We start from the raw sequence: 25,753 nt of genomic DNA, 5'->3' as shown, positions 1-25,753 counted from the left end.
ATGCGGGAATTCGAGTCGAGGACGAGATCGAAAGCAGGAAACAGAAATGCGACAGGTCACCCGCAAAAGCCTCATGACCGTGGCGGCTGCCACGGGGGTGATCGCCGCCGCAGGCGGCTACGCCCACGCAGACTCGGGCGCGATCGGCTCAGCCACCGACTCGCCCGGCGTCGTGTCCGGCAACTCGGTCCAGGTGCCGGTGAACGTCCCGGTCAACGTGTGCGGCAACACCGTCGACGTCGTCGGGATCCTCAACCCGGCGTTCGGCAACTCGTGCGCCAACACGGGCGGCGGCCACCGCGCACCGGCGGGCCACGGCGACGAGGACCAGGGATACGGCGGCGGCCACGGGGGCGGCCGGCACGGCGGAGGCCACACCGGTCACGGCGGCGGCCACGGCGGCGGCCACAACGGCGGCTGGGGCGGTCACGGCGGCCACGGCACGGGCTCGGGCTCGGGCGGCGCGCACGCGGGCGGCCACACCGTAGGCTCGCCCGGCGTCGGTTCCGGCAACCACGTCCAGGTACCGGTCGACGTACCGGTGAACGTGTGCGGCAACAGTGTCGGCGCCGTCGGGATCCTGAACCCGACGTACGGCAACGACTGCGACAACGGCGGCGGCCACGACCACGGCTACGGCACGCCTCCGGCCGGCGGCCACGAGACCCCCGGCAAGCCGGGCGACCAGGCCCCCGGCAAGCCGGGACACCAGACCCCCGGCAAGCCGGCCGAGCACGGCCGGACCACCCCCTCCGGCCCCGAGGCCGTGCCGTCCACCCCGGGCCATGTGACGCCGGCCCGTTCCGTGACCGGCCACCAGAGCACCGGGACCTCCCTCGCGAGCGGCGCGCAGCTCGCGGAGACCGGAAGCGAGCTGCCGATCGGCCTCGCCCTGTCCGCCGGGGCGGGCGCGCTGCTCGCGGGCTCGCTGATCTACCGCAAGGCTCGCGCCTCCCTGTGACGCCCCCCCGGCGCCGCACGACGGAGCGGGCCCCGCCTCGGCGGGGCCCGCTCCGTCCGTGTCGCTCACCTCACCAGGTGGCGCGCACCTGACGGATGATCCGCCGGCGCAGCCGCACCCTGCGGCTGCCGTCACGCATCAGGCTGAGGCGGTGCAACTCCCAGTGTCCGTACTCGGCATGGTCGGTCAGCAGACGTGTCGCCTCCTTGCGGGAAACCCCGCGCGGTACGTAGACGTCGACAAATTCGTATTCCGGCATCGCATCTATTGTGCGGGCTGGGGCCTCGTACGGATAGCGTCTGCACTATGTCTGATGCTGCGCAGCCCACAGCTGCCGAGGTACGCGCCGCCGCCGAGGCGGTCAAGACCGCGCTCGACCGCCATCTGGCGGCGGTCGAACGCAGGGCGGGGGAGGACGACCCGGCCGTCTACGAGGCGTTCAACGAGCTGGCCGCGGCCGCCGAGGTGTACGACGAACTGCTGTACGACCGCTATGACGAGGTCACGCCCTTCGAGATCCCCGGCGCGGAGGACTCCCTGCCGCCGTACACGGGTCCCGAGGAACCGAACGCGCTGAGTGTGCTGATCCGCCGGGACTACGCGGTCGCGGAGCCACACCGGCTGCTCGCGCAGGCGCAGCGGATCGAGGCCGCCGAAGACGAGGGCACGGAGGCAGCGGGCACCGTGCACGGGGCCCTGGGCATCCTGTTCGGCGAGTTCGAGGCCGACGAGATCGCCTCCCGGCACAAGGAGTTCGGCCTCGAGGAGGGCGACTCCACGCTGTGGGTGCTGGCCGCCGACGAGCCGGCCGAACCGGGCGAGTGGCTGGAGACCCCCTTCGAGCAGGCCGACCCGCAGCGGGTGGTGTGCCGGTTCGACGTGAGCGCGGTGTTCGACGACCTCGAGGACGACGACGAGGACGGCGAGGACGGCGACGGCGAGGACGGCGACGAAGAGGACCTCGTGGCCGACCTCGAGGACGTGGACGACGTCGAGGACGAGGACCTGGACGGGGATCTGGAGCCGCTGGACGCGGACCGGCGCTAGAGGGCGGGACGAGACGCGGGCGGCGGCCGGGAAGGGAAAGCCCTTCACGGCCGCCGCCCGCGTGTACCCGGGGCCGGGTCAGCCGGCCGCCGGCACCTGGGTGCGCAGCAGTACCGGCAGCCGGGTCGTGCGGGGCTTCGACGCCACCTCGGCGACGGCTCTCGGCAGCGCCTGCTCGACGCCGTGCACCACGGACAGATGGCGCTCCGCGCGGCTGAACGCCGTGTACACCCACGGGCGGGACAGGGCCTGCGCGGCATCCCCGGGCAGCACCACGACCGCCGCGGGCCAGCGGCTGCCCGCGGCCTGGTGCGCGGTCAGCGCCCAGCCGTGCCGCACGGTGTGCTCCACCCGCTCCCTCGGTACGACGACGGGGGCGCCCGAGCAGGACAGGTGCAGCCCGTCGGCGTCCGCCTTCTCCACCCGGCCCAGCTCCAGCTGTCCCGGCACGGGGGAGTGGGCGACCACGTCGCCCGGGTCGAAGCCGCCGAAGCGGCCCGGGCCGGGGTTGAGACGCTCCTTGAGCCCGGCGTTGAGCGCGCGGGTACCGGCCGGGCCGCCATGGCCCGGGGTGATCACCACCGTCTCCCCGGGCGCGAGGCCGAAGGCCCGCGGCACCGACTCGAAGACCAGCTGCATGGTCCGGTGCACGGCCTCGGCCGCGTCCCGCACCGGCACGATCACCAGCTCCTTGCCGGGTGCCTCGACCTGGTTGAGCTCGCCGATGCCGATCCCGGAGAGGAGTTCGCCGAGCGGCCCGGGGTCGGGCGTGCGCGAGGCGACCTGCGGGCACACCCGGGCCGCGAGCAGATCGGCGAAGACCCGGCCGGGACCTGCCGACCACAGCTCCGCCGGATCCCCGCCGAGCACCAGCCGGGCACCGTCCGGCAGCGACTCCACCAGCATCGCGGCACGCTCCACGTCGAGTCGCGGCGCGTCCGGCACGACCAGCAGGTCCAGGGCGAAAGCCCCGTCGGCGTCCCGGCCGGGACCCTCCGTGCCCGACAACAGACCCGACACGGTGACGACGGCGTCCTCCGCCCCGCCCAGCAGCGCGCCGAACGCGCGGCGGCCGATCCGGGTGTGGCAGGCCGCGACCGCCCGCAGCCCCAGGGCGCGGGCCGCGGTGAGCAGCGCGGCCGGCTCGGCGCGGGCGGCCTCGCCGCCGGTGTGCAGCACCAGGCCGTGACCGGCGACGGCCCGGATCAGCTCGGCGGCGCTGCCGGACGCCGAGGCCACGGCCGGCTCCCACTCGCTCGCCGCGGACGCCTCCTTGGTCAGGGAGTTCACGATCCGGGCCAGGCCGTCGGCGAGGCTCTCCTCCGCGAGCGCGTACCGTTCGAGGCCGACCAGGACGCGGACCGGGCGGTCCTCCTCCTCGTCGCCCTCCTCCGCGTCGGCTCTCCCCGCGGCGGCGCCGGGCTCCTCCAGGGCGTCCTGGAAGGCGAGCGCGTCCCCCTCGAAGAGGGCGCTCTGCACGGCCGCGTCGGCGTCCGGCACGGCCTGCCGGCCGAGCGCGGCGGTGAGCGTCGGCAGCTCCAGGGCGGTGTGGCCGGCCAGGGCGGCCTGTTCCAGGAGCCAGACCGTCATCGCGCGGCCCCGCCGCTCGTCGTCGGGGGCGCACGCCGGTCCGAGCAGCGCCCGCGCGAAGCCGTCGGCCTGCTCGGGCCGTACCCCGGTGACGCGCAGCAGCTGCCAGGGATCCTCGCGCAGCAGCTCCTGTGCTCCTTCGCCCAGCGACCCGGCGACCTGCGGCGCGAGCGCCTCGGGCGCGCCGCCGTCGCTCAGGACGCGGCGCACGGCCTCCACGGTGTCCGGGGCGGGTGGCGGGGGAGCGGCGGTGACCTCGGCGGCCACGGGCTGCGGTGGTCGTACGGGCTGTGGGGCGGCGGGGCGGCGGGGGGCCTCCGGTTCGCTGAAGACGGTCGCCGGGGGCCTGGCCCCGCTCTCCACCGCCCGCACCGCCGCGAGCAGGTCGGCGGCCCTGCCGCTGAGCTTGGTCCCGCTGTCGATGGGCTTCGCCTTCTCGGCCTTGCGCCGCTCGATCCGCTCCCGCTCCAGCTTCTGCGCGGCGAGCTCGGCCTCGGCCTCGGAGAGCCGCGCGGCGGCCTCGCCCTCGACGAGCGGGGCGGCCTCGCCCCCGGCCGGCCGCGGCGTCGGCGTCTCCTCGGCGGCGCCCTCGACCGCGTCCGGGCCGCCGCCGTCACCCAGGCCGCCGCCGTCACCGTCCGGGGTCTGCGGCCCGGTGTTCTCGGTGCTTTCCGAGGGGTCCGGCTCCGTGCTCACAGCGTGCTCCAGTCGTGATCGGGATAGCGGTGCACGGGCGCCGACACGTCGTCGAGCGCCCGGCAGATCTCGTCAGGAAGACTAAGGGCCTCCACTGACAGTGCCGCCGTGAGCTGCTGCGCGGTGCGCGCGCCGACCACCGGCGCGGCCACCCCGGGCCGGTCGCGGACCCAGGCGAGGGCGACCTGGAGCGGGGTCACGGCGAGCCCGTCCGCCGCGGTCGTCACGGCGTCGACGATGCGGCTCGCGGTGTCGTCCAGATAGGGCTCGACGAAGGGCGCGAAGTGGTCCGAGGCGCCGCGCGAGCCGGGCGGCAGGGCGTCGCCCCGGTACTTGCCGGTGAGCACGCCGCGGCCGAGCGGCGAGGACGGCAGCAGGCCGATGCCCAGGTCCAGCGCGGCCGGCAGCACCTCGCGCTCCACGCCGCGCTGCAGCAGCGAGTACTCCATCTGCGTACTGGCCAGCCGGGTGCGGGTGCCCGGCGCGGCGAGCTGCCAGGTGCCGGCCTTGGCGAGCTGCCAGCCGCAGAAGTTGGAGACACCGGCGTAGCGGGCGCGGCCGCTGGCGACAGCTATGTCGAGGGCCTGGAGGGTCTCCTCCAGCGGGGTGTCCGGGTCGAAGGCGTGGACGTGCCACACGTCGACGTGGTCGGTGCCGAGGCGGGCGAGAGAGGCGTCCAGGGCGGCCAGCAGATGGCCCCGGGAGCCGTCGAAACGGCGGTCGGGGTCGGGCACGCTGCCCGCCTTCGTGGAGATGATCAGGTCGCGGCGCGGCACCAGGCCTTCCATGAGCCGTCCCAGCAGGTACTCGGCCTCCCCGTCGCCGTACACGTCCGCCGTGTCGACGAGGGTGCCGCCGGCCTCCCAGAACGTCTTCAAGAGGTCCGCGGCGTCGTGCTCGTCGGTGTCACGCCCCCAGGTCAGGGTGCCGAGCCCGATGCGGGACACACGCAGGCCGGTGCGGCCGAGATGCCTCTGCTCCATGAACGCCGAGATTACTGGCCAGAACTGGGCCGTGGGTTGCCTGTGGACAACGGAATCTCCGCGCGTCACCCCCAGGTCCGGGCCACCCCGGGTCCCGTGGCCGCGCAGGCCACGCGGCCGGTACGGGGACACGCGACCCTCACCACACCGCCCTCCCCGCCCCCGGCCCCCCGCGCTAAGGTCGGCACGACAGCGTCGTTACTGATCAGTAAGGGGAATCGGCCATGCAGCTCGGGATCAACCTCGGCTACTGGGGTGCCGGAATGGACGGGGACAACCTGGCCGTGGCCCAGGAGGCCGACCGGCTCGGGTACGCCGTCTGCTGGGCCGCCGAGGCCTACGGATCGGACGCCGCCACCGTGCTCACCTGGGTCGCCGCGCAGACCGAGCGGATCGACGTCGGCTCGGCGATCTTCCAGATCCCGGCGCGGCAGCCCGCGATGACCGCGATGACCGCCGCCACGCTCGACTCCCTGTCCGGCGGCCGCTTCCGCCTCGGCCTCGGCGTCTCCGGGCCGCAGGTCTCCGAGGGCTGGTACGGCGTCAAGTTCGACAAGCCGCTCTCCCGCACCCGCGAGTACGTCGAGATCGTGCGCAAGGCGATGACCCGGGAGCGGCTGTCGTACGACGGCGAGCACTGGACGCTGTCGCTGCCGGACGGCCCCGGCAAGCCGATCAAGCTCACCGTGCACCCGCAGCGCGAGCACATCCCGCTCTACATCGCCGCGATCGGCCCGAAGAACCTGGAGCAGACCGGCGAGATCGCCGACGGCGCGCTGCTCATCTTCCCCTCCGCCGACCACCTCGAGGACACCGCGATCAAGCACCTGCGGGCCGGGCGCGAGAAGGCCGGGCTGACCATGGACGGCTTCGACGTCTGTCCGACGCTGCCCCTCGCCCTCGGCGACGACAAGGACGTCGAGCGCCTCGCCGACACCTTCCGCCCCTACACCGCCCTTTACGTCGGCGGCATGGGCAGCCGCAAGCAGAACTTCTACAACCAGCTCGCCCGGCGCATGGGCTACGACGAGGCGGCGACGGAGATCCAGGACAAGTACCTGGCCGGCGACAAGCAGGGTGCCGCGGCCGCCGTACCGCACGAGCTGATCGACCGGACCACGCTGCTGGGCTCGGTGGAGCGGATCGCCGACCGGATGAAGGCCTACGCCGCCGCCGGCGTCACCACCCTCACCCTCGCCCCCGCGGGCTTCACCCTGGACGAGCGCCTCGCCTCGCTGCGGGCCGGCGTGCAGGCGATGGAACGCGCCGGGCTGGCGTAACGAGGAAGTTCAGCGGCCGTGGTGGGGGCTCGGGGGTCTTCCCCGCCACGGCCGTCACGGAGAACAACGCGCCGGAGCGCGCCCGGTTACGCCCCCGTCGAGACCCCCGCCGTCATCCTTTCGGCCGAGCCCCCGGACACAGCTGTTGCGGGCCCTGTTCCGCCGCTCTTGACTGATGTGCATGCTTTCCGCCAAGAGTCTGTTCCAGGAGATCATCGACAACGACGAGTCCTTCGCGCTGTTCTGCTCCATCGCCGCCAGCGGGGAGTCGCAGGGCGGCTGGGAGAACGCCCGCATCGCCGCGCTCGTCCCGGCGGAGCAGCGCGACCTCGCCCCCAAGATCACCCGGCACGGAGCCGACGAGGACAAGCACGGGCGCATCTTCGACGCCCTCATGAAGAAGCGCGGCCTCCGGCCCGTCCCCGTGCCGCCGGACACCGACTACACGATGCTCCTGGAGCGCCACGGCATCGGCCTCGCCCACGACAAGCTCAGGGCCGACCGGCCGCTGACCGTCCAGGACATCGTCACCTACCTCGCCCACAGCCGGGTCACCGAGCAGCGGGCCTCCGAGCAGATGGAACTGCTGCGCCGGCACTTCGCCGACCACCCCGACATCGGCCGCGCGGTCAGGATGATCTCGCACGACGAGGACAACCACCTCGCCTACTGCCACGAGGAACTGCTGCGCTTCGCCTACGCCGGGCACGGCCGCGCCATCCAGCGGACGCTGCGCGCGTGCGCGCTCGCCGAGATCCGCGTCTACCGCGACGTCAGCCTCGCCGTCATGGCCCACATGGGCCGCATCCTCGGCTGGCCGAAGGCCAAGTCGGCCGTCCTCGCGGCGGGCATCCACGCCGTGTACGCCTGGGAGCGGTTCGCCGGCTGGCGGCGGATGGTCTCCCTGGAGATGCCCGAACGCCGCGACGCCCTGGGCGGCCCGCCCGTGCCGGCGCCCGAGTTCGCCTGAGCCCCGCCGCAGCCGCCTACATCCAGCCCCGCCGCTTGAACAGCCGGTACAGCAGCACCTCCAGGGCCGCCATCACCAGGACCACCGCCGGATACGACCACAGCCAGTGCAGCTCCGGCATGTGGTCGAAGTTCATCCCGTAGATCCCCGCGATCATCGTGGGGACCGCGGCCATCGCCGCCCACGCGGAGATCTTCCGCATGTCGTCGTTCTGCCGGACGCTCATCTGCGCGAGATGCGCGGAGAGGATGTCGGACACCAGCCGGTCCAGGCCCTCCACGGACTCGTTCACCCGCATCAGATGGTCACTGACGTCCCGGAAGAACGGCCGCGCCCTGTCGTCCACGAAGGGCAGTCCCGAGCCGAGGGCGCCCGTGTCCGCCAGCCGGTTCACCGGGGGCCCCAGCGGACCGGTGGCCCGCCGGAACTCCAGGACCTGCCGCTTGAAGGTGTAGATCCGCGACGCGGTGTGCCGCGAGCCGCCGCCGTCCGGCGAGAACACCTCCGCCTCCAGCTCCTCCAGATCGGTCCCCAGTTCGGTCGCCACGTCCAGATAGTGGTCGACGGTGGCGTCGGCGATCGCGTACAGCACCGCCGTGGGCCCCTTCGCGAGCATCTCCGGCTCGTCCTCCAGCCGGCGCCGCACCGCGGCCAGCGGCGAGCCCTCGCCGTGCCGGACGGTCACCACGAACGAGTCCCCGAGGAACACCATCACCTCGCCGGAGGAGACGGTGTCGCTCTCGGGCTCGTACACGACCGGTTTGAACACCAGGAACAGCGAGTCCTCGTACACCTCCAGCTTGGGCCGCTGATGGGCCTTGAGGGCGTCCTCCACGGCCAGCGGGTGCAGGCCGAACTCCCGGGTGACGCGGTCGAACTCCTTCTCGGTGGGCTCGTACAGCCCGATCCACACGAAACCGCCCGCGGTACGCGCCTCGTCCAGGGCGTCCGACAGGTCCTGCGGCCCGTCCGTACGGTGTCCCTCACGGTAGACCGCGCAGTCGACGATCACGGAGCGCATTCCTCCTTCAGGTGCTCTCCGGCGTACCCACGCGTACGCCTACGCTGGTCCGCATGCCCACGCTGATCCTCGTCCGGCACGGACGTTCGACCGCCAACACCTCCGGAGTGCTCGCCGGCTGGACGCCCGGCGTCGCCCTCGACGAGCGCGGGGCCGCGCAGGCCGCCGCCCTGCCCGGCAGGCTGGAGGGACTGCCGATCGCCGAGGTCGTCGCGAGCCCCCTGCAGCGCTGCCAGGAGACCGTCCAGCCGCTCCTGGAAGCCCGCCCCGGCCTGCCCGTCCACACCGACGAGCGGATCGGGGAGGCCCACTACGGCGACTGGTCCGGCCGCAAGCTCGCCGAACTGAAGGACGAACCCCTGATGGAGGTCGTGCAGGCGCACCCGTCCGCCGCCGCCTTCCCGGGCGGCGAGTCCATGCGGGCCATGCAGACCCGCGCCGCCGAGGCCGTGCGCGAGTGGAACGCGCGCGTGGAGCGCGACCACGGCGCCGACGCCGTCTATCTGATGTGCTCGCACGGCGACATCATCAAGTCGCTCGTGGCGGACGCGCTCGGGCTTCATCTCGACCTCTTCCAGCGGATCTCTGTCGAACCGTGTTCCATCACCGCGATCCGTTACACCCGGCTGCGGCCCTTTCTCGTGCGGCTCGGCGACACCGGCGACTTCGCCTCGCTGGCACCGCGCGAGGAACCCCCGACCGGCGACGCGACGGTCGGAGGCGGCGCGGGCGCACCGTGATCGTCGGCCGCAGTAGGGTGAAGCGGTCCACACACGCGCGTACACGCATGGACGTTCCCGAACCCACGACTCCCATGGAGACAGGACGTGTCCCGTCAGGTGTTCCTCTACGACCCACCGGACCGCTTCGTGGCCGGTACGGTCGGACTGCCCGGGCGCCGTACCTTCTTCCTCCAGGCCACCGCCGGCTCCCGAGTGACCAGTGTGGCCCTGGAGAAGACCCAGGTCGCCGCGCTCGCCGAGCGCATGGACGAACTGCTGGACGAGGTCGTACGCCGTAGCGGCGGCAACGCGGCCGTGCCCGCCGTGGCGCCCGCCGACAACTCCGACACGGCCCCTCTGGAGACCCCCGTCGAGGAGGAGTTCCGGGTCGGCACCATGGCCCTCGCCTGGGACGGCGAGGAGCAGCGCATGATCGTCGAGGCGCAGGCCCTCGTGGAGTTGGAGGCGGACTCCGAGGAGGACCTCGCCGAGGCCGAGGAACGGCTGCTCCAGGACGAGGAGAACGGGCCCCCGATGCTGCGGGTCCGGCTCACCGGCGCGCAGGCGAGAGCCTTCGCCAAGCGCGCCCTCGACGTCGTCAACGCCGGCCGGCCGCCGTGCCCGCTGTGCAGCCTGCCGCTCGACCCGGAAGGACACGTATGTCCGCGCCAGAACGGATACCGCCGCGGGGCGTGACGACCACCGACCCGGCCTCCGCCGACCTCCTCGCCCAGGGCGAGCTGACCGTCCGGGGCCGCATCCGCGAGGCCTCCAACGCGGCCCTGTACTGCACCGTCGTCCACGAGGGCCGCGAGGCCACCTGCGTCTACAAGCCCGTCGCGGGGGAGAGACCCCTGTGGGACTTCCCCGACGGCACCCTCGCCCAGCGTGAGGTCGCCGCCTACGAGGTGTCCGAGGCGACCGGCTGGGGGCTCGTCCCGCCCACCGTGCTGCGCGACGGACCGTACGGCGAGGGCATGTGCCAGCTGTGGATCGAGGCGACGGCCGAGTCCGAACTGCTCGCGCTCGTCGACGCCGAGGAGCCGGAGCCCGGCTGGAAGGCGATCGGGTTCGCCGAGGTCGGGCAGGGGCGGACCGCGCTGCTGGTGCACGCCGACGACGAGCGGCTGCGGCGGCTCGCCGTCCTCGACGCGGTGATCAACAACGCCGACCGCAAGGGCGGCCATCTGCTGCCCACCGCCGACGGCCGCCTCTACGGCATCGACCACGGCGTGACCTTCAACACCGAGAACAAGCTGCGCACCCTCCTGTGGGGCTGGGCGGGTGAGCCCCTGACCGCAGAGGCGGTCGACGTCCTCAAGGGGCTCAGGGCCGCCCTGGAGCCCTCCGGGCGGCTCACGGGCACCCTGACCGCCCTGGTCACGCCCGCCGAGCTCGACGCCACACGCGCGCGTGTCGACGCGCTCCTTGAGTCCGGGAAGCACCCCGAGCCCGGCGGCGAGTGGCCGGCCATCCCCTGGCCACCGGTGTGACAGGCCGCAAGCACACCGGACGGAATCACACAAGAGCGCCTTCCCGGTCATCCGGCCTGCTCCGGTTCGTATACGCAACTTCCGTCCGGTTAGGCTCATGACATGCATGCCTGGCCCGCTTCCGAGGTCCCCGCCCTGCCTGGTCAGGGCCGCGACCTGAGGATCCACGACACCGCGACCGGTGGCTTGGTCACCCTTGAACCCGGTCCCGTCGCCCGTCTCTACGTCTGCGGCATCACCCCGTACGACGCGACCCACATGGGTCACGCGGCGACCTACAACGCGTTCGACCTCGTCCAGCGCGTGTGGCTCGACACCAAGCGGCAGGTTCACTACGTCCAGAACGTCACCGACGTCGACGACCCGCTCCTGGAGCGCGCGGACCGCGACGGCGTCGACTGGGTCGCCCTCGCCGAGAAGGAGACGGCCCTCTTCCGCGAGGACATGACCGCCCTGCGGATGCTCCCGCCCCAGAACTACATAGGAGCCGTCGAGGCGATACCCGGCATCGTCCCGCTCGTCGAGCGACTGCGGGACGCGGGCGCCGCCTACGAGCTCGAGGGCGACACCTACTTCTCCGTCGAGTCCGACCCGGACTTCGGCAAGGTCTCCCGCCTCGACGCCGACGCCATGCGCCTGCTGTCCGCCGAGCGCGGCGGCGACCCGGACCGCCCCGGCAAGAAGAACCCCCTCGACCCGATCCTGTGGCTGGCGGCCCGCGAGGGCGAGCCCAGCTGGGACGGCGGCACGCTCGGCCGGGGCAGGCCGGGCTGGCACATCGAGTGCGTCGCCATCGCCCTGGACCACCTCGGCATGGGCTTCGACGTCCAGGGCGGCGGCTCCGACCTGGCCTTCCCGCACCACGAGATGGGCGCCTCGCACGCCCAGGTGCTCACCGGCGAGTTCCCCATGGCCAAGGCGTACGTCCACGCCGGCATGGTCGCCCTGGGCGGCGAGAAGATGTCCAAGTCCAAGGGCAACCTCGTCTTCGTCTCCGGGCTGCGCCGGGACGGCGTCGACCCGGCCGCCATCCGGCTCACCCTGCTCGCCCACCACTACCGGGCCGACTGGGAGTGGACCGACCAGGTGCTCGTGGACGCCGTGGCCCGGCTCGGCCGCTGGCGCGCGGCCGTCTCCCGGCCCGACGGGCCGCCCGCCGAGGCCCTGGTGGAGGAGATCCGCGAAGCCCTCGCGAACGACCTCGACGCCCCGGCGGCGCTGGCCGCCGTCGACCGCTGGGCCGCCCTCCAGCAGGAGCAGGGCGGCACGGACATCAGTGCGCCCGGCGTCGTCTCCCGGGCCGTGGACGCCCTGCTGGGTGTCGCGCTGTGACCCGCTGATCCACTGAGTGAGGGGCTCGTCCCGCCCGGCGCGGGAGGGGCCCCTCCCCCACTGTCGAGGTGCTGTCGACCGGCTGTCGGCACCTGTGACCACAGCGGTGTCCGTGGTGAAGTGGGCGCAAGTCGACCCCGTCGGACCGGCCGACACCGGTCCCCTCGCGGAAGGACGTCCCGTGGCACCCACACACGGTTCCTTCGCACATCCCCTCACACGCCGCCGGCTGCTCGCGCTCGGCGCCGCGACCCTGGGCGCCGCCTCCCTCGGCCCGCCCGCCCACGCCGCCGCCTGGCCCGACGTGATCCCCCTGCCCGACGGCTTCCGCCCCGAGGGCATCGCCGTCGGACGCGGCCCGTACGCCTACCTGGGCTCGCTCGGCGACGGCTCGATCTACCGCGCCGACCTGCGCACCGGCGAGGGCGGCATCGTCTCCACCGGCCCGGGCACCCCCTCCGTCGGCCTCGAACTCGACGACCGCGGGCGGCTGTTCGTCGCCGGACGCGACGCCGGCGCCCGCGTCGTGGACGTGCGCAGCGGCGAGATCCTCGCGTCCTACCAACTCGCCACCACCACGCCGACGTTCACCAACGACGTGTGTCTCACCCCGCGCGCGGCCTGGTTCACGGACTCCTACCGGCCCACGCTGTACGCCCTGCCGCTCGGCCGGCGCGGGGAACTCCCGGACGCCGCGGACGTCGTACGCCTCCCGCTGAGCGGCGACTGGACCCAGATGGACGACGGATCAGTGAACGCCAACGGCATCACCCGCACCCCCGACGGCTCGGCGCTGCTCGTCGTCCAGAGCGGGGCCGGCGGACTGCACCGCGTCGACCCGCGCACCGGCGTCACCACCCTGGTCGACCTCGGCGACGCCGCCCCCCTCACCAACGGCGACGGGCTGCTGCGGACCGGGCGGACGCTGTACGCCGTACAGAACCGGCAGAACGCCGTCGACGTGTTCACCCTGGCCGCCGACGCCCGCAGCGGGGTGTTCGAGCGCCGCATCACCGACGCGGACTTCGACGTGCCGACCACGGTCGCCGCCTACGGCGACCGGCTCTATCTGCCCAACGCCCGCTTCACGACGCCCCCCACCCCGCAGACGACGTACGCGGTGGTCGCCGTCCCGGCATGACGGAAAGGGCGGTGCGCCCCGAGCGCACCGCCCTTCCCCTCTCACTCCTCCGACGAATCCTCGTCGTCCGAGGCGTCCCCACTCGGCTTCGGCGGCTTCGGCGGCCGCGTCCGCTCCCCGGGGTCCGGCGGGCCTCCGCCGTCCCGGCGGCGCAGATAGCGCTCGAACTCGCGGGCGATGGCCTCGCCGGACGCCTCCGGCAGCTCAGCGGTGTCACGGGCCTCCTCCAGCGTCTGCACGTACTCCGCGACCTCGCTGTCCTCCGCCGCCAGCTGGTCCACGCCCACCTGCCACGCGCGCGCGTCCTCGGGCAGCTCGCCCAGCGGGATGCGCACGTCGATCAGGTCCTCGAGCCGGTTGAGCAGCGCCAGCGTCGCCTTCGGGTTCGGCGGCTGCGACACGTAGTGCGGTACGGCCGCCCACAGGGACACCGCCGGGACGCCCGCGTGCGTGCACGCCTCCTGCAGGACGCCGACGATGCCCGTCGGACCCTCGTACTTGGTCTCCTCCAGGTCCATCCGCTGCGCCAGATCCGTGTCGGACGTCGTCCCGCTGATCGGGACCGGACGGGTGTGCGGGGTGTCACCGAGCAGGGCGCCCAGGATGACCACCAGCTCCACGCCCAGTTCGTGCGCGAAGGCGAGCAGTTCGTTGCAGAACGAGCGCCAGCGCATGGACGGTTCGATACCGCGCACGAGCACCAGGTCCCGCGGCTTGTCGCCGCCGACCCGCACCACCGACAACCTTGTCGTGGGCCAGGTGATCTTGCGCACGCCGCCGTCCATGAACACCGTGGGGCGGTTCACCTGGAAGTCGTAGTAGTCCTCGGCGTCCAGCGCCGCGAACACCTCGCCCTTCCACTCCCGCTCCAGATGCGCGACCGCGGTGGAGGCGGCGTCGCCGGCATCGTTCCAGCCCTCGAACGCGGCCACCATGACCGGGTCGATCAGCTCGGGAACCCCCTCGAGCTCGATCACCCAGCGCCTCCTTCCGACGTGCCCTCGCTTGACCACCCAACCTTACGGCGTTCCGCGCGGGCGCCCGCAGCCCCCTTGCACGGGGGAGTGAACGGATCACTGCCCCGTTCACCACCCTTGAACACCCCGCGCCGTTCCCCTCTCGGGCCCCGCCCGTCAGAGCGTGGACCGCAGCCACTGCTCCACGCTCGCGATGTGCACCGTCGCCCAGGAACGCGCCGCCTCCGTGTCCCGGTCGCGCAGCGCCGCCAGGATCGCGCGGTGCTCGCGCAGGGTGCCGGCGACCGCGTCCTCCTGGGTCAGCCCGCGCCAGATCCGGGCCCGGGTGGTGGGCCCGGACAGACCGTCCAGCAGCGAGCACAGCACCGAGTTGCCGGCGCTCTGCACGATCCCCCGGTGGAACTCCAGATCCGAGGCGACGAGTTCCTCCACCGACGGCGCGTCGCCGAGCTTGTCCAACCGGGCTTGCAGCGCGTCCAGTTGCTGCTCGCTGATACGCAGGGCGGCCATCGCGGTCGCGGCCGGCTCCAGGATGCGGCGCACGGCCAGGAACTCCAGGACCGTGTCGTCCCGGTGGAAGTCCACGACGAAGGACATCGCGTCGAGCAGCAGTTGGGGGTCGAGACTGGTCACATACGTGCCGTCGCCCTGGCGCACGTCCAGGATCCGGATCAGCGACAGCGCGCGCACCGCCTCCCGCAGCGAGTTGCGGGACAGGCCCAGCTCGGCCGCCAGTTCGCTCTCCTTGGGGAGCCGGTCGCCGGGGCGCAGCGCACCCGAGACGATCATGCCCTTGATCTTCTCGATCGCCTCGTCGGTGACTGCCATGACCGGCCTCCCTGTCGCTTCCTGACCATCCGCTCAGACATCGGATGTCTCAGTTCATTATGAGCGGCTGACCGGGTCACCGGGGAGTGATCGGAGGACAGCCCCGACGCTCACGCCCGCTCTTCCTTTGCCAGCAGGCGCAGCGCTTCCAGGACCACGACCGCGCCCCGTGCGACACCGGCCGCGACGACCTCGCGGTGCGGGTCGTAGCCGCCCGTGGACAGCGGTGACCCCCCGGCGGCCGTCTCGTCGGCGTTCACCCCGTCCACGACCAGGAGGCCACCGGCCACCAGCCCGCGCAGGGAGGCCGTGACCAGCAACGCCGACAGCTCCATCTCGATCGCCGCGAGCCCGGCACCGCCGTACCGGAAGAGGGGGAGCAGGCCCGGCCGGAAGGCCGCCCGGGTCCAGACGATGCCCCGGTGGTGCGGCGCGCCGGCCTCACGCGCGGCGCGCTGGAGGGCGAGCACCGCCTCCGGAGCACAGACCGCCGGATACTCCGGGGGCAGCAACTGAGGGGTGACACCGTCGTCGCGGACGGCCGCCTCGGCGACGACCAGGTCGCCGTCGCCGATCCCCGGCTTCATCGAGCCCGCCGTACCCAGCCGCAGGAAGGTCCGCACCCCCGCGTCCGCCAGCTCCTGGAACAGCAGGATCGCGCCCGGAGCACCCACCCCGTGCGAGGCGACGACGACCGGCACGCCCCGCCGGCTCCCGCGGAACACCCGGTACTCGCGGTGGTAGGACACCTCCTCGGCACCGTCGAGCAGCCCGGCCACCGCGGCGGCACGCGCCGGATCGCCGACGACCACGGCACGCGCCGGCAGCCCGGTGCGCGGGACCCGGGTGACGGGCAGGACCTCCTGCGTCATGAACCTGCTCCCGAGGGACGGAGGGTGCGCGGAGTCACGCCGCGTCGAACCATTCCTTCCCGCCCGCCCAGTGCGCCACCCAGCCGGCGAATCCGGGCGCGGCCGTCGTATGACCGAACTCCGCGCCGAAGGGCATGGCGCCGACATCGGTGATGTGCCAGATGTGCCCGCGATGGGGGCCCGTGACGACGAGGTGCCAGTCCATGCCGCAGCCGTCCGTGCCGAGCGCGATCGACCCGTGCTGACCCACCTGGTCGACGACGGCCCCGGGGTCCTCGTACGGCCCGTCGTCCTCCTCCCACAGCCACGCCCGCGTGAGCGGGAAGGGTTTGGCCGGATCCTGCTGCGCGGCGCCCTCGGCCAGCCCCACCAGCCCGTACGCGGGCGGCCCCTGGCGGGACCCGTCGGAGATCTCCGCCACGAACGTCCGGTACGGCTCGGGCAGCACCACCCCGTGCTCCTCCTCGAAGGCGCGCACCGCCTCCCAGCCGAGCGCCGACGCGCCGCCGTCGTCCACGGTGAAGGCCTCGCGGAGGGCGGCCAGCTCGGCGGTATCGGCCTGATCCATGTTCATGCCCCCATGAAAACACCCGCCACCGACAGCCGGTCCGCGAGGGGAGGCGGGCATGCGGAAGGGGCGGCAGCATCGGCGGCAGCCGCCCCTTCCGTCGTTCCGGCCCCGGTGCGAAGGGGCCGGTTCCCCGCTGCCGGCCCTGGTCAGGGGAGTGGGCCGGCAGTGGGACTTCTCGCGGTGCGCCTACTTCCTGTCGAGCAGGTCCTGCACCTTGCCGCGCACCTCGTCCGTGGCCAGGCCGCGGATCGTCAGCGTCGTACGACGGCGCAGCACGTCGTCCGCCGTCTCGGCCCACTCGTGGTCGCGGGCGTAGACGACCTGCGCCCAGATCTCCGGCGCGTCGGGGTGGACGCGCTCGCCCAGCTCCGGGTTCTCGTTCGCCAGACGGGCGATGTCGAAGGCCAGCGAGCCGTAGTGGGTGGCCAGGTGCCTGGCGGTGTCGGCCGCCATCCGCGGGCCGGGCGCCGGGTGGTCCACCAGGAGCCGGTGGGCGACCGCGCGCGGGTTGGCGACACCCGGCAGCGGCAGCTTCTTCGGCAGCGAGGAGACCGGCTCGAAGTCGTCGCCGAGCGGGTGGCCCGGCAGTGCCTCGAGCTTCTGCATCACCGTACGGCCGATGTGGCGGAAGGTGGTCCACTTGCCGCCCGCGACGGACAGCATGCCGCCCTTGCCCTCGGTGACCACCGTCTCCCGCTTCGCCTTCGCGGTGTCGCCGGGGCCGCCCGGCAGCACCCGCAGACCCGCGAAGGCGTACGTGATCAGGTCGCGGGAGAGCTGCTGGTCGCGGACGGAGAACGCGGCCTCGTCGAGGATCTGCGTGATGTCCTTGTCGTTGACCGCGACGTCCGCCGGATCGCCCTCGAACTCCTCGTCGGTGGTGCCCAGCAGGAGCATGTCCTCCCAGGGCAGGGCGAAGGTGATCCGGTACTTGTCGATGGGGGTCGCGAGCGCGGCCTTCCAGGGGGAGGTCCGCTTCAGGACCAGATGCGCGCCCTTCGACAGACGGATCGACGGGGCCGCATGGGGGTCCTCCATCCTGCGCAGGTGGTCGACCCACGGGCCGGTCGCGTTCAGCACCAGCCGGGCGTCGACGCCGAACTCGTCACCGGAGACGCGGTCCCGCAGGTCCGCGCCCGTGACCCGGCCCCTGGTGAAGCGCAGGCCGGTGACCTCGGCGTGGTTGAGGACGACCGCGCCGGCCCCGACGGCCGCGCGGACCGTCATCAGCGCCATGCGCGCGTCGTTCATCTGGTCGTCGCCGTACACGGCCACGGCCTTGAGGTTCTCGGTGCGCAGCTCGGGCACGTCCTGTGCGGCCCGGGCCGGCGAGAGCAGATGCCCCACGCCGTCACCGAAGGCCGACAGGGCGGAGTAGGCGAACACGCCAGCCCCGAGCTTCGCGGCGCCGTGCGGCCCGCCCTTGTACACGGGGAGGTAGAACGTGAGCGGGTTCGCCAGGTGGGGGGCCACCTGGCGGGAGACCGCACGGCGCTCGAAGTGGTTCTCCGCCACCAGCTTCACCGCGCCGGTCTGCAGATAGCGCAGACCGCCGTGGAGAAGCTTGGAGGAGGCGGAGGAGGTGGCGCCGGCGAAGTCGCCGGCGTCGACCAGGGCCACCCTGAGCCCGGACTGCGCGGCGTGCCAGGCGGTCGAGATGCCCAGGATGCCGCCGCCGATCACGAGAAGGTCGTACGACGCCTTGGAGAGCTGCTCCCTGGTCTCGGCGCGGCTCGGGTTCGAGCCGGTGGCCGGGTGCGTCCCCAGGGCAGGTACGGACTGCAGGGTGGACTGAGTGGTCATGTCGGGTTCTTACTCCTCATCAGAGCGTGCTGAGCCTTGGTGGAGGGCTCCGCGTCAGCTCTCGTCCTCGAGCCAGCCCATGGTCCGCTCGACGGCCTTGAGCCAGCTCTTGTACTCACGGTCGCGGGTCTCCGCGTCCATGCGGGGGGTCCACTCGGCGGCCCGCCGCCAGTTGGCGCGCAGGTCGTCGGTGCTGGTCCAGAAGCCGACGGCGAGGCCGGCGGCGTAGGCGGCGCCGAGGCAGGTGGTCTCGGCGACCATCGGGCGCACCACGGGGGCGTCCAGGAAGTCCGAGAGCGTCTGCATCAGCAGGTTGTTGGAGGTCATGCCGCCGTCGACCTTGAGGGCCGCGAGCTCGACGCCCGAGTCCTTGGTCATGGCGTCCGTGATCTCACGGGTCTGCCAGGCGGTGGCCTCCAGCACGGCGCGCGCGAGGTGCGCCTTGGTGACGTACCGGGTCAGACCGGCGATCACACCGCGGGCGTCGGAGCGCCAGTACGGGGCGAACAGACCGGAGAAGGCCGGCACGAAGTAGGCGCCGCCGTTGTCCTCGACGGAGAGCGCGAGCGTCTCGATCTCGGCGGCGGTGGAGATCAGGCCCATCTGGTCGCGCATCCACTGCACCAGCGAACCGGTGACGGCGATCGAGCCCTCCAGGGCGTAGACCGGCGCCTCGTCGCCGATCCGGTAGCCGACGGTGGTCAGCAGGCCGGAGTACGAGTTGATGATCTTCTCGCCGGTGTTCATCAGCATGAAGGTGCCGGTGCCGTACGTCGACTTGGCCTCGCCCTCGGAGAAGCAGGTCTGGCCGAACAGGGCCGCCTGCTGGTCGCCGAGCGCGGAGGCCACCGGGATGCCGCCCAGCAGCTCGCCGAGCTTGCCGCCGGTGACCTCGCCGTAGACCTCGGCGGAGGAGCGGATCTCGGGGAGCATCGCCATCGGGACGCCGATGGACTCGGCGATCTTGTCGTCCCACTCCAGGGTGTGGAGGTTCATCAGCATGGTGCGGGAGGCGTTGGTGACGTCGGTGTAGTGCTTGCCGCCGTTGACACCACCGGTCAGGTTCCAGATGACCCAGGTGTCCATGGTGCCGAAGAGGATGTCGCCCGCCTCGGCGCGCTCGCGCAGGCCCTCGACGTTGTCGAGCAGCCAGCGCGCCTTGGGGCCGGCGAAGTACGAGGCCAGCGGCAGGCCGGTCTCGCGGCGGAAGCGGTCCTGGCCGACGTTGCGGCCGAGTTCCTTGCACAGGGCGTCGGTGCGGGTGTCCTGCCAGACGATGGCGTTGTGGACGGGCTCACCGGTGTTCTTGTCCCACAGGAGAGTGGTCTCCCGCTGGTTGGTGATGCCGATGGCCTTGATGTCGTCGCGGGTGATGCTGGCCTTCTCGATGGCTCCGGCGACGACCTCCTGGACGTTGGTCCAGATCTCGTTGGCGTCGTGCTCGACCCAGCCCGGCTTGGGGAAGATCTGCTCGTGCTCCTTCTGGTCGACGGAGACGATGCGGCCGTCGCGGTCGAAGACGATGCAGCGGCTGGAGGTGGTGCCCTGGTCGATCGCGGCGATGAAGGGGCCGGCGGTGTGGGCGTCGGTCACTGAGTGCTCCTGGAGTTCCGTGGGTAAGGGGCTGTCTGTACGGCGCTGATGGTCAAGAGGTGCGGCTGGTGCTCTTAAGCAAAGGCGACGTTGTAGATGCCTGCAGCGATGGCGCCGCCGATCAGCGGACCGACCACCGGGATCCAGGCGTAGCCCCAGTCGGAGCCGCCCTTGTTGGGCAGGGGCAGGAGGGCGTGCACGATGCGCGGACCGAGGTCACGGGCCGGGTTGATCGCGTAGCCGGTCGGGCCGCCGAGGGACAGACCGATGGAGACCACCACGAGCGAGGTGATGAGGGCACCGAGGGTGCCGAGTCCGTTGCCCTTGTCGTTCAGGCCCTGCGTGAGGACGGCGAGGACCAGCACGACCGTACCGACGATCTCCGTGGCGAGGTTCTGCCAGGCGACCCGGATCTCCGGACCGGTGGAGAAGACGCCCAGCACCGGGCCCGCGCCCTGCTCCTGGGCCTCGACCGCCTTGGCCGCGGTGGCCTGGGCACCCGGACCGCCGACGATCTCCTTGTCGGTGAGGTGCGCGTGGAACTGACCGTAGTAGGCGACCCAGACCAGGGCCGCGCCGAGCGCGGCGCCGAGCAGCTGGCCCGCCCAGTAGACCGGAACGTTGCTCCAGTCGTCGTCCTTGATCGCGAGCGCGAGCGTCACGGCCGGGTTCAGATGGGCGCCGGACAGCGGCGCCGAGGTGTAGACCGCCGTGAGCACGGCGAAGCCCCACCCGAAGGTGATGGCGAGCCAGCCGGCGTTGCGGGCCTTGGAAGCCTTCAGTGTGACGGCGGCGCAGACGCCGCCGCCGAGCAGGATGAGTATGGCGGTACCGATGGTCTCGCCGATGAAGATGTCGGAGCTGGACACCCGCGACTCCTTTGTCCTTCGTCCAGGGAAGCCGTTCTCCCCGGGTCCCTCCGGGGGTACTGGCGCCCTCGGGGGTGAGAGCGATTCCGGTCCTTGGCGTTGCCACACTCTAGCGCGTATTGCCGTCAGGTGTTCGACAATGCCGACCGATGGACGGGAGTCTTGCCCCGGCGTCAGGTGTGCGTCAAGGGTTCTGTTATCGAAAGCGCGATCGTTATTGATCGGCGTCGGCCATCAGTTCCCGCCGGCCTCGTGGACAGGGCTCCGCTCCCGCCGCGCAGGGCCCGCCGGACACGCGTGCCCGGACACGGCGAGAGCCGGGACGCCGGCCGGCGTCCCGGTGTGTTCCTGTGTGTTCCTGTGTGTTCCTCGGCCTCGGCGGGCCGCTCAGAAGCGCCCGGCGCCCAGGTCCCGCGACACCGCGCGGGCGCAGTCCCGCACCGCCGCGATCAGCTCGGGCCGCAGCTCGCCGTCCCGGGCCAGCCGCTCCACGGCGCCGGTGATGCCGACCGCCCCCACGGGCATGCGCCGCCGGTCGTGGATGGGCGCGGCGATCGAGGCCACGCCCTCCCAGGTCTCCTCGACGTCCGCCGCGTACCCACGCGCGCGCGTGACGTCCAGGATGTGCTCGAAGTCCTCCAGCTCGCACACCGTGCGGTCCGTGAAGGGCTTGCGGTCGGCCTCCGTGGCCTCGCTGTGCGCCACGGGGTCGTACGCCGACAGCACCTTCCCCAGGGCCGTGGAGTGCAGCGGCTGCATGGCCCCGATCTCCAGGACCTGCCGGCTGTCGTCCGGCCGGAAGACGTGGTGCACGATCAGCACGCCCTGCTGGTGCAGCACGCCGAGGTGGACGCTCTCGCCGCTGGACCGCGCCAGGTCGTCGGTCCACACCAGGGCACGCGCGCGCAGCTCGTGGACGTCCAGATAGGTGGTGCCCAGCCGCAGCAGCTCCGCGCCCAGCTGATAACGCCCCGAGGCGTCCTCCTGCTCGACGAAGCCCTCCTGCTGGAGGGTGCGCAGGATGCCGTGGGCGGTGCCCTTGGCCAGGCCCAGCGCCGAGGCGATGTCGGACAGGCCCAGCCGCCGCTCCCCGCCCGCGAGCAGCCGCAGCATCGCGGCCGCCCGTTCGACCGACTGGATGTTCCGTGCCATCGCCGTCCTGCCTCCGTCCCCTTCGACCGTCCACGCGCGATACGCAAGTACCGGCGTTCGGCAATGTCGAACACTACCGGTCCATGCCGACCTCCCGCTAATGGTCGGCCGACACCTGTTACGCCACTCGTCCCCAGGAGCGACACGACGGCAGTGCGGCCGTGGCCCGACCGGGCGGAGACCGCGGCCGCGCCCGCCGTCCCCGTCCCGTCCCGTGGACGCCCTGACCATACGGCCCCCGTCCCGGCTACCCTGACGGCGTGCGCACACCTCGGGAAGAGGTGACGCAAAGCCGACAGCCGTCGCATCCGAGGGAGCCCTTCCATGGCCTCTGTGCCGCCGACCCCTTCCGCCGACAGCCGGACCCGTGTGTCCGCGCTCCGCCAGGCCCTGGCCACCCGTGTGGTGGTGGCCGACGGGGCCATGGGCACCATGCTCCAGGCCCAGGAGCCCACCCTCGAGGACTTCCAGGACCTCGAGGGCTGCAACGAGATCCTCAACCTCACCCGGCCCGACATCGTCCGTTCGGTCCACGAGGCGTACTTCGACGCCGGCGTCGACTGCGTCGAGACCAACACGTTCGGCGCAAACCACTCGGCCATGGCCGAGTACGAGATCGCCGACCGCGTCTACGAGCTGTCCGAGGCCGGCGCCCGCATCGCCCGCGAGACCGCCGACGCGTTCGGCGCCCGCGACGGCCGCCAGCGCTGGGTACTGGGCTCGATCGGCCCCGGCACGAAGCTGCCGACCCTCGGCCACATCGGCTACACCACGCTGCGCGACGGCTTCCAGGCCAACGCCGAGGGCCTGCTCGCCGGCGGCGCCGACGCCCTGATCGTGGAGACCACCCAGGACCTCCTGCAGACGAAGTCGTCGATCCTCGGCGCCCGCCGCGCCATGGAGGCGACCGGCACCGAGGTCCCGCTGCTGGTCTCGATGGCCTTCGAGACGACCGGCACCATGCTGCTGGGCTCGGAGATCGGCGCCGCGCTGACCGCGCTCGAGCCCCTCGGCATCGACATGATCGGCCTGAACTGCTCGACGGGCCCCGCCGAGATGAGCGAGCACCTGCGCTACCTGGCCCGGCACTCCCGCACCCCGCTGCTGTGCATGCCGAACGCCGGCCTGCCGATCCTCACCAAGGACGGCGCCCACTTCCCGCTCGACCCCGAGGGCCTGGCCGACGCCCAGGAGACCTTCGTACGCGACTACGGACTGAACCTCATCGGCGGCTGCTGCGGCACCACCCCCGAGCACCTGCGGCAGCTCGTCGAGCGCGTCCAGGCCACCACCCCCGTCGAGCGCAGCCCCCAGCCCGAGCCCGGCGCCGCCTCCCTCTACCAGACGGTCCCCTTCCGCCAGGACACCTCCTACCTGGCCATCGGCGAGCGCACCAACGCCAACGGCTCCAAGAAGTTCCGCGAGGCCATGCTGGAGGGCCGCTGGGACGACTGTGTCGAGATGGCCCGCGAGCAGATCCGCGAGGGCGCGCACATGCTCGACCTGTGCGTGGACTACGTCGGCCGCGACGGCGTCGCCGACATGGAGGAACTCGCCGGCCGCTTCGCCACCGCCTCCACCCTCCCGATCGTCCTCGACTCCACCGAGGTCGAGGTCATCCGGGCCGGCCTGGAGAAGCTCGGCGGCCGCGCGGTGATCAACTCCGTGAACTACGAGGACGGCGACGGCCCCGAGTCCCGCTTCGCCAAGGTCACCCGGCTGGCCCAGGAGCACGGCGCCGCCCTGATCGCCCTCACCATCGACGAGGAGGGCCAGGCCCGCACCCCCGAGAAGAAGGTCGAGATCGCCGAACGGCTCATCGACGACCTCACCGGGAACTGGGGCATCCTCGAGTCGGACATCCTCATCGACACCCTGACCTTCACCATCTGCACCGGTCAGGAGGAGTCCCGCAAGGACGGCATCGCCACCATCGAGGCGATCCGCGAGCTCAAGCGCCGCCACCCCGAGGTCCAGACCACCCTCGGCCTGTCGAACATCTCCTTCGGCCTCAACCCGGCCGCCCGCATCCTGCTCAACTCCGTCTTCCTCGACGAGTGCGTCAAGGCGGGCCTGGACTCCGCCATCGTCCACGCGTCGAAGATCCTCCCGATCGCCCGCTTCGACGAGGAGCAGGTGCGGACCGCCCTCGACCTGATCTACGACCGCCGCAGCGAGGGCTACGACCCCCTCCAGAAGCTCATGCAGCTGTTCGAGGGCGCCACGGCGAAGTCCCTGAAGGCCGGCAAGGCCGAGGAACTGGCCGCCCTGCCGCTGGAGGAGCGCCTCAAGCGCCGCATCATCGACGGCGAGCGCAACGGCCTGGAGGCCGACCTCGACGCGGCCCTGAAGGACCGCCCCGCCCTCGACATCGTCAACGAGACCCTCCTGGACGGCATGAAGGTCGTCGGCGAGCTCTTCGGCTCGGGCCAGATGCAGCTGCCGTTCGTCCTGCAGTCCGCCGAGGTCATGAAGGCCGCCGTGGCCTACCTCGAACCCCACATGGAGAAGTCCGACGCCGAGGGCAAGGGCACCATCGTCCTCGCCACCGTGCGCGGCGACGTCCACGACATCGGCAAGAACCTCGTCGACATCATCCTGTCCAACAACGGCTACAACGTCGTCAACCTCGGCATCAAGCAGCCGGTCTCCGCGATCCTGGAAGCCGCCGAGGAACACCGCGCCGACGTCATCGGCATGTCGGGCCTCCTGGTCAAGTCCACGGTGATCATGAAGGAGAACCTGGAGGAGCTCAACCAGCGCGGCCTGTCCGCCACCTACCCGGTCATCCTCGGCGGCGCCGCCCTGACCCGGGCGTACGTCGAACAGGACCTGCACGAGATCTACGAGGGCGAGGTCCGCTACGCCCGCGACGCCTTCGAGGGACTGCGCCTGATGGACGCCCTCATCGGCGTCAAGCGCGGCGTTCCCGGCGCCAAGCTGCCCGAGCTCAGGCAGCGCCGGGTCCGCCCGGCCGCCGCCGTCGCGGTCGAGGAGCGCCCGCAGGAGGGCCACGCCCGCTCCGACGTCGCCACCGACAACCCCCTGCCCACCCCGCCCTTCTGGGACACCCGCGTGATCAAGGGCATCCAGCTCAAGGAGTACGCGAGCTGGCTGGACGAGGGCGCCCTGTTCAAGGGCCAGTGGGGCCTGAAGCAGGCCCGCACCGGCGAGGGACCCACCTACGAGGAACTCGTCGAGACCGAGGGCCGCCCGCGCCTGCGCGGACTGCTGGACAGGCTGCAGACGGAGAACCTCCTCGAGGCCGCCGTGGTCTACGGCTACTTCCCCTGTGTGTCCAAGGACGACGACCTGATCATCCTGGACGAGCACGGCAACGAACGCACCCGCTTCACCTTCCCGCGCCAGCGCCGCGGCCGCCGGCTGTGCCTCGCGGACTTCTTCCGCCCCCAGGAGTCGGGCGAGACCGACGTCGTCGGCCTCCAGGTCGTCACCGTCGGTTCCCGCATCGGCGAGGAGACCGCGAAGCTCTTCGAGTCGAACTCCTACCGCGACTACCTCGAACTGCACGGCCTGTCCGTGCAGCTGGCCGAGGCGCTCGCCGAGTACTGGCACGCGCGCGTGCGCTCGGAACTGGGCTTCGCCGGTGAGGACCCCGCCGACATCGAGGACATGTTCGCCCTGAAGTACCGCGGCGCGCGCTTCTCCCTCGGCTACGGCGCCTGTCCCGACCTGGAGGACCGCGCCAAGATCGCCGACCTGCTCCGGCCCGAGCGGATCGGCGTCCACCTGTCCGAGGAGTTCCAGCTGCACCCCGAGCAGTCCACGGACGCGATCGTGATCCACCACCCCGAGGCGAAGTACTTCAACGCACGGTGACAGGTGTGCCGC

At 72.3% G+C, this 25,753-nt stretch carries 22 protein-coding genes; 10 read left to right on the top strand and 12 right to left on the bottom strand.

Annotation, left to right across the window (positions count from 1 at the left end):
• Positions 1-46: 46 nt before the first annotated feature.
• Positions 47-961, top strand: coding sequence for a chaplin family protein (locus ACFY30_RS24670; protein WP_390847298.1), 915 nt, complete (start codon positions 47-49; stop codon positions 959-961).
• Positions 962-1,031: 70 nt separating this feature from the next.
• On the opposite strand, the gene ACFY30_RS24665 is transcribed toward ACFY30_RS24670, so the two are convergent.
• Positions 1,032-1,220: a DUF5703 family protein gene (locus ACFY30_RS24665; protein WP_040896034.1), complete on the bottom strand. Its 189-nt coding sequence runs from the start codon at positions 1,218-1,220 to the stop codon at positions 1,032-1,034.
• 47 nt (positions 1,221-1,267) lie between these two features.
• Here ACFY30_RS24665 and ACFY30_RS24660 point away from each other — a divergent pair, with 47 nt between their 5' ends.
• The gene (locus ACFY30_RS24660) at positions 1,268-2,008 is read left to right on the top strand and encodes a hypothetical protein (RefSeq protein ID WP_390847297.1); all 741 of its coding nucleotides are present in this window, start codon (positions 1,268-1,270) and stop codon (positions 2,006-2,008) included.
• Between the two features lie 78 nt (positions 2,009-2,086).
• On the opposite strand, the gene ACFY30_RS24655 is transcribed toward ACFY30_RS24660, so the two are convergent.
• Both ACFY30_RS24655 and ACFY30_RS24650 read right to left on the bottom strand, forming a co-directional pair.
• Positions 2,087-4,294, bottom strand: coding sequence for a helix-hairpin-helix domain-containing protein (locus ACFY30_RS24655; protein ID WP_390847296.1), 2,208 nt, complete (start codon positions 4,292-4,294; stop codon positions 2,087-2,089).
• The gene (locus tag ACFY30_RS24650) at positions 4,291-5,277 is read right to left on the bottom strand and encodes an aldo/keto reductase (RefSeq protein ID WP_390847295.1); all 987 of its coding nucleotides are present in this window, start codon (positions 5,275-5,277) and stop codon (positions 4,291-4,293) included. The genes ACFY30_RS24655 and ACFY30_RS24650 overlap by 4 nt, the downstream gene beginning before the upstream one ends.
• A gap of 224 nt (positions 5,278-5,501) precedes the next feature.
• Here ACFY30_RS24650 and ACFY30_RS24645 point away from each other — a divergent pair, with 224 nt between their 5' ends.
• Positions 5,502-6,557 carry an LLM class F420-dependent oxidoreductase gene (locus ACFY30_RS24645; RefSeq protein WP_390847294.1) on the top strand — a complete coding sequence of 352 codons (1,056 nt, stop codon included), beginning with the start codon at positions 5,502-5,504 and terminating at the stop codon, positions 6,555-6,557.
• 181 nt (positions 6,558-6,738) lie between these two features.
• Positions 6,739-7,527, top strand: a complete 789-nt coding sequence (locus ACFY30_RS24640; RefSeq protein WP_390847293.1) for a ferritin-like domain-containing protein — start codon at positions 6,739-6,741, stop codon at positions 7,525-7,527.
• A 16-nt stretch (positions 7,528-7,543) separates the two neighbouring features.
• Here the strand turns inward: ACFY30_RS24640 and corA are convergent, their stop codons facing one another.
• Complete coding sequence (gene corA, locus ACFY30_RS24635; protein ID WP_390847427.1) at positions 7,544-8,539, bottom strand: magnesium/cobalt transporter CorA; 996 nt, start codon at positions 8,537-8,539, stop codon at positions 7,544-7,546.
• 62 nt (positions 8,540-8,601) lie between these two features.
• Between corA and ACFY30_RS24630 the strand changes: the two genes are divergently transcribed.
• From ACFY30_RS24630 to ACFY30_RS24610, 5 genes are all read left to right on the top strand, one after another.
• Positions 8,602-9,288 carry a histidine phosphatase family protein gene (locus tag ACFY30_RS24630; protein WP_390847292.1) on the top strand — a complete coding sequence of 229 codons (687 nt, stop codon included), beginning with the start codon at positions 8,602-8,604 and terminating at the stop codon, positions 9,286-9,288.
• 87 nt (positions 9,289-9,375) lie between these two features.
• Positions 9,376-9,966, top strand: coding sequence for a DUF3090 domain-containing protein (locus ACFY30_RS24625; RefSeq protein ID WP_390660753.1), 591 nt, complete (start codon positions 9,376-9,378; stop codon positions 9,964-9,966).
• Positions 9,930-10,763 carry an SCO1664 family protein gene (locus ACFY30_RS24620; protein WP_390847291.1) on the top strand — a complete coding sequence of 278 codons (834 nt, stop codon included), beginning with the start codon at positions 9,930-9,932 and terminating at the stop codon, positions 10,761-10,763. Before ACFY30_RS24625 ends, ACFY30_RS24620 begins: the two co-directional genes overlap by 37 nt.
• Positions 10,764-10,865: 102 nt before the next feature.
• On the top strand, positions 10,866-12,095 hold the full coding sequence (gene mshC, locus ACFY30_RS24615; RefSeq protein WP_390847290.1) for a cysteine--1-D-myo-inosityl 2-amino-2-deoxy-alpha-D-glucopyranoside ligase: 1,230 nt from the start codon (positions 10,866-10,868) through the stop codon (positions 12,093-12,095).
• Positions 12,096-12,276: 181 nt separating this feature from the next.
• Positions 12,277-13,236 (top strand): SMP-30/gluconolactonase/LRE family protein, encoded by a 960-nt coding sequence (locus ACFY30_RS24610; protein ID WP_390847289.1) that lies wholly within the window; start codon positions 12,277-12,279, stop codon positions 13,234-13,236.
• 41 nt (positions 13,237-13,277) lie between these two features.
• Here the strand turns inward: ACFY30_RS24610 and ACFY30_RS24605 are convergent, their stop codons facing one another.
• The 8 genes from ACFY30_RS24605 to ACFY30_RS24570 form a co-directional block, all read right to left on the bottom strand.
• Positions 13,278-14,213 (bottom strand): PAC2 family protein, encoded by a 936-nt coding sequence (locus ACFY30_RS24605; RefSeq protein ID WP_390660757.1) that lies wholly within the window; start codon positions 14,211-14,213, stop codon positions 13,278-13,280.
• 156 nt (positions 14,214-14,369) lie between these two features.
• Positions 14,370-15,041 (bottom strand): FadR/GntR family transcriptional regulator, encoded by a 672-nt coding sequence (locus ACFY30_RS24600; RefSeq protein ID WP_390847288.1) that lies wholly within the window; start codon positions 15,039-15,041, stop codon positions 14,370-14,372.
• A 110-nt stretch (positions 15,042-15,151) separates the two neighbouring features.
• Positions 15,152-15,913 carry a nucleoside phosphorylase gene (locus ACFY30_RS24595; protein WP_390847287.1) on the bottom strand — a complete coding sequence of 254 codons (762 nt, stop codon included), beginning with the start codon at positions 15,911-15,913 and terminating at the stop codon, positions 15,152-15,154.
• A 34-nt stretch (positions 15,914-15,947) separates the two neighbouring features.
• Positions 15,948-16,487 carry an SMI1/KNR4 family protein gene (locus ACFY30_RS24590; RefSeq protein WP_390847286.1) on the bottom strand — a complete coding sequence of 180 codons (540 nt, stop codon included), beginning with the start codon at positions 16,485-16,487 and terminating at the stop codon, positions 15,948-15,950.
• Positions 16,488-16,670: 183 nt separating this feature from the next.
• Positions 16,671-18,287, bottom strand: coding sequence for an FAD-dependent oxidoreductase (locus tag ACFY30_RS24585; RefSeq protein WP_390847285.1), 1,617 nt, complete (start codon positions 18,285-18,287; stop codon positions 16,671-16,673).
• Positions 18,288-18,341: 54 nt separating this feature from the next.
• Positions 18,342-19,880 carry a glycerol kinase GlpK gene (glpK, locus tag ACFY30_RS24580; protein ID WP_390847284.1) on the bottom strand — a complete coding sequence of 513 codons (1,539 nt, stop codon included), beginning with the start codon at positions 19,878-19,880 and terminating at the stop codon, positions 18,342-18,344.
• Between the two features lie 74 nt (positions 19,881-19,954).
• Positions 19,955-20,749 carry an MIP/aquaporin family protein gene (locus ACFY30_RS24575; RefSeq protein WP_390847283.1) on the bottom strand — a complete coding sequence of 265 codons (795 nt, stop codon included), beginning with the start codon at positions 20,747-20,749 and terminating at the stop codon, positions 19,955-19,957.
• Positions 20,750-21,136: 387 nt separating this feature from the next.
• A complete protein-coding gene (locus ACFY30_RS24570) occupies positions 21,137-21,901 on the bottom strand; it encodes an IclR family transcriptional regulator (protein ID WP_390660764.1) in 765 nt (254 codons plus the stop codon).
• 324 nt (positions 21,902-22,225) lie between these two features.
• On the opposite strand from ACFY30_RS24570, the gene metH reads away from it, so the two are divergent.
• The gene (metH, locus tag ACFY30_RS24565) at positions 22,226-25,741 is read left to right on the top strand and encodes a methionine synthase (RefSeq protein ID WP_390847282.1); all 3,516 of its coding nucleotides are present in this window, start codon (positions 22,226-22,228) and stop codon (positions 25,739-25,741) included.
• Positions 25,742-25,753: the final 12 nt, after the last annotated feature.

The organism is Streptomyces sp. NPDC000345, assembly GCF_042898825.1.
Taxonomy (GTDB): domain Bacteria; phylum Actinomycetota; class Actinomycetes; order Streptomycetales; family Streptomycetaceae; genus Streptomyces.
This window is presented reverse-complemented; position numbering and strand designations above follow the sequence as displayed.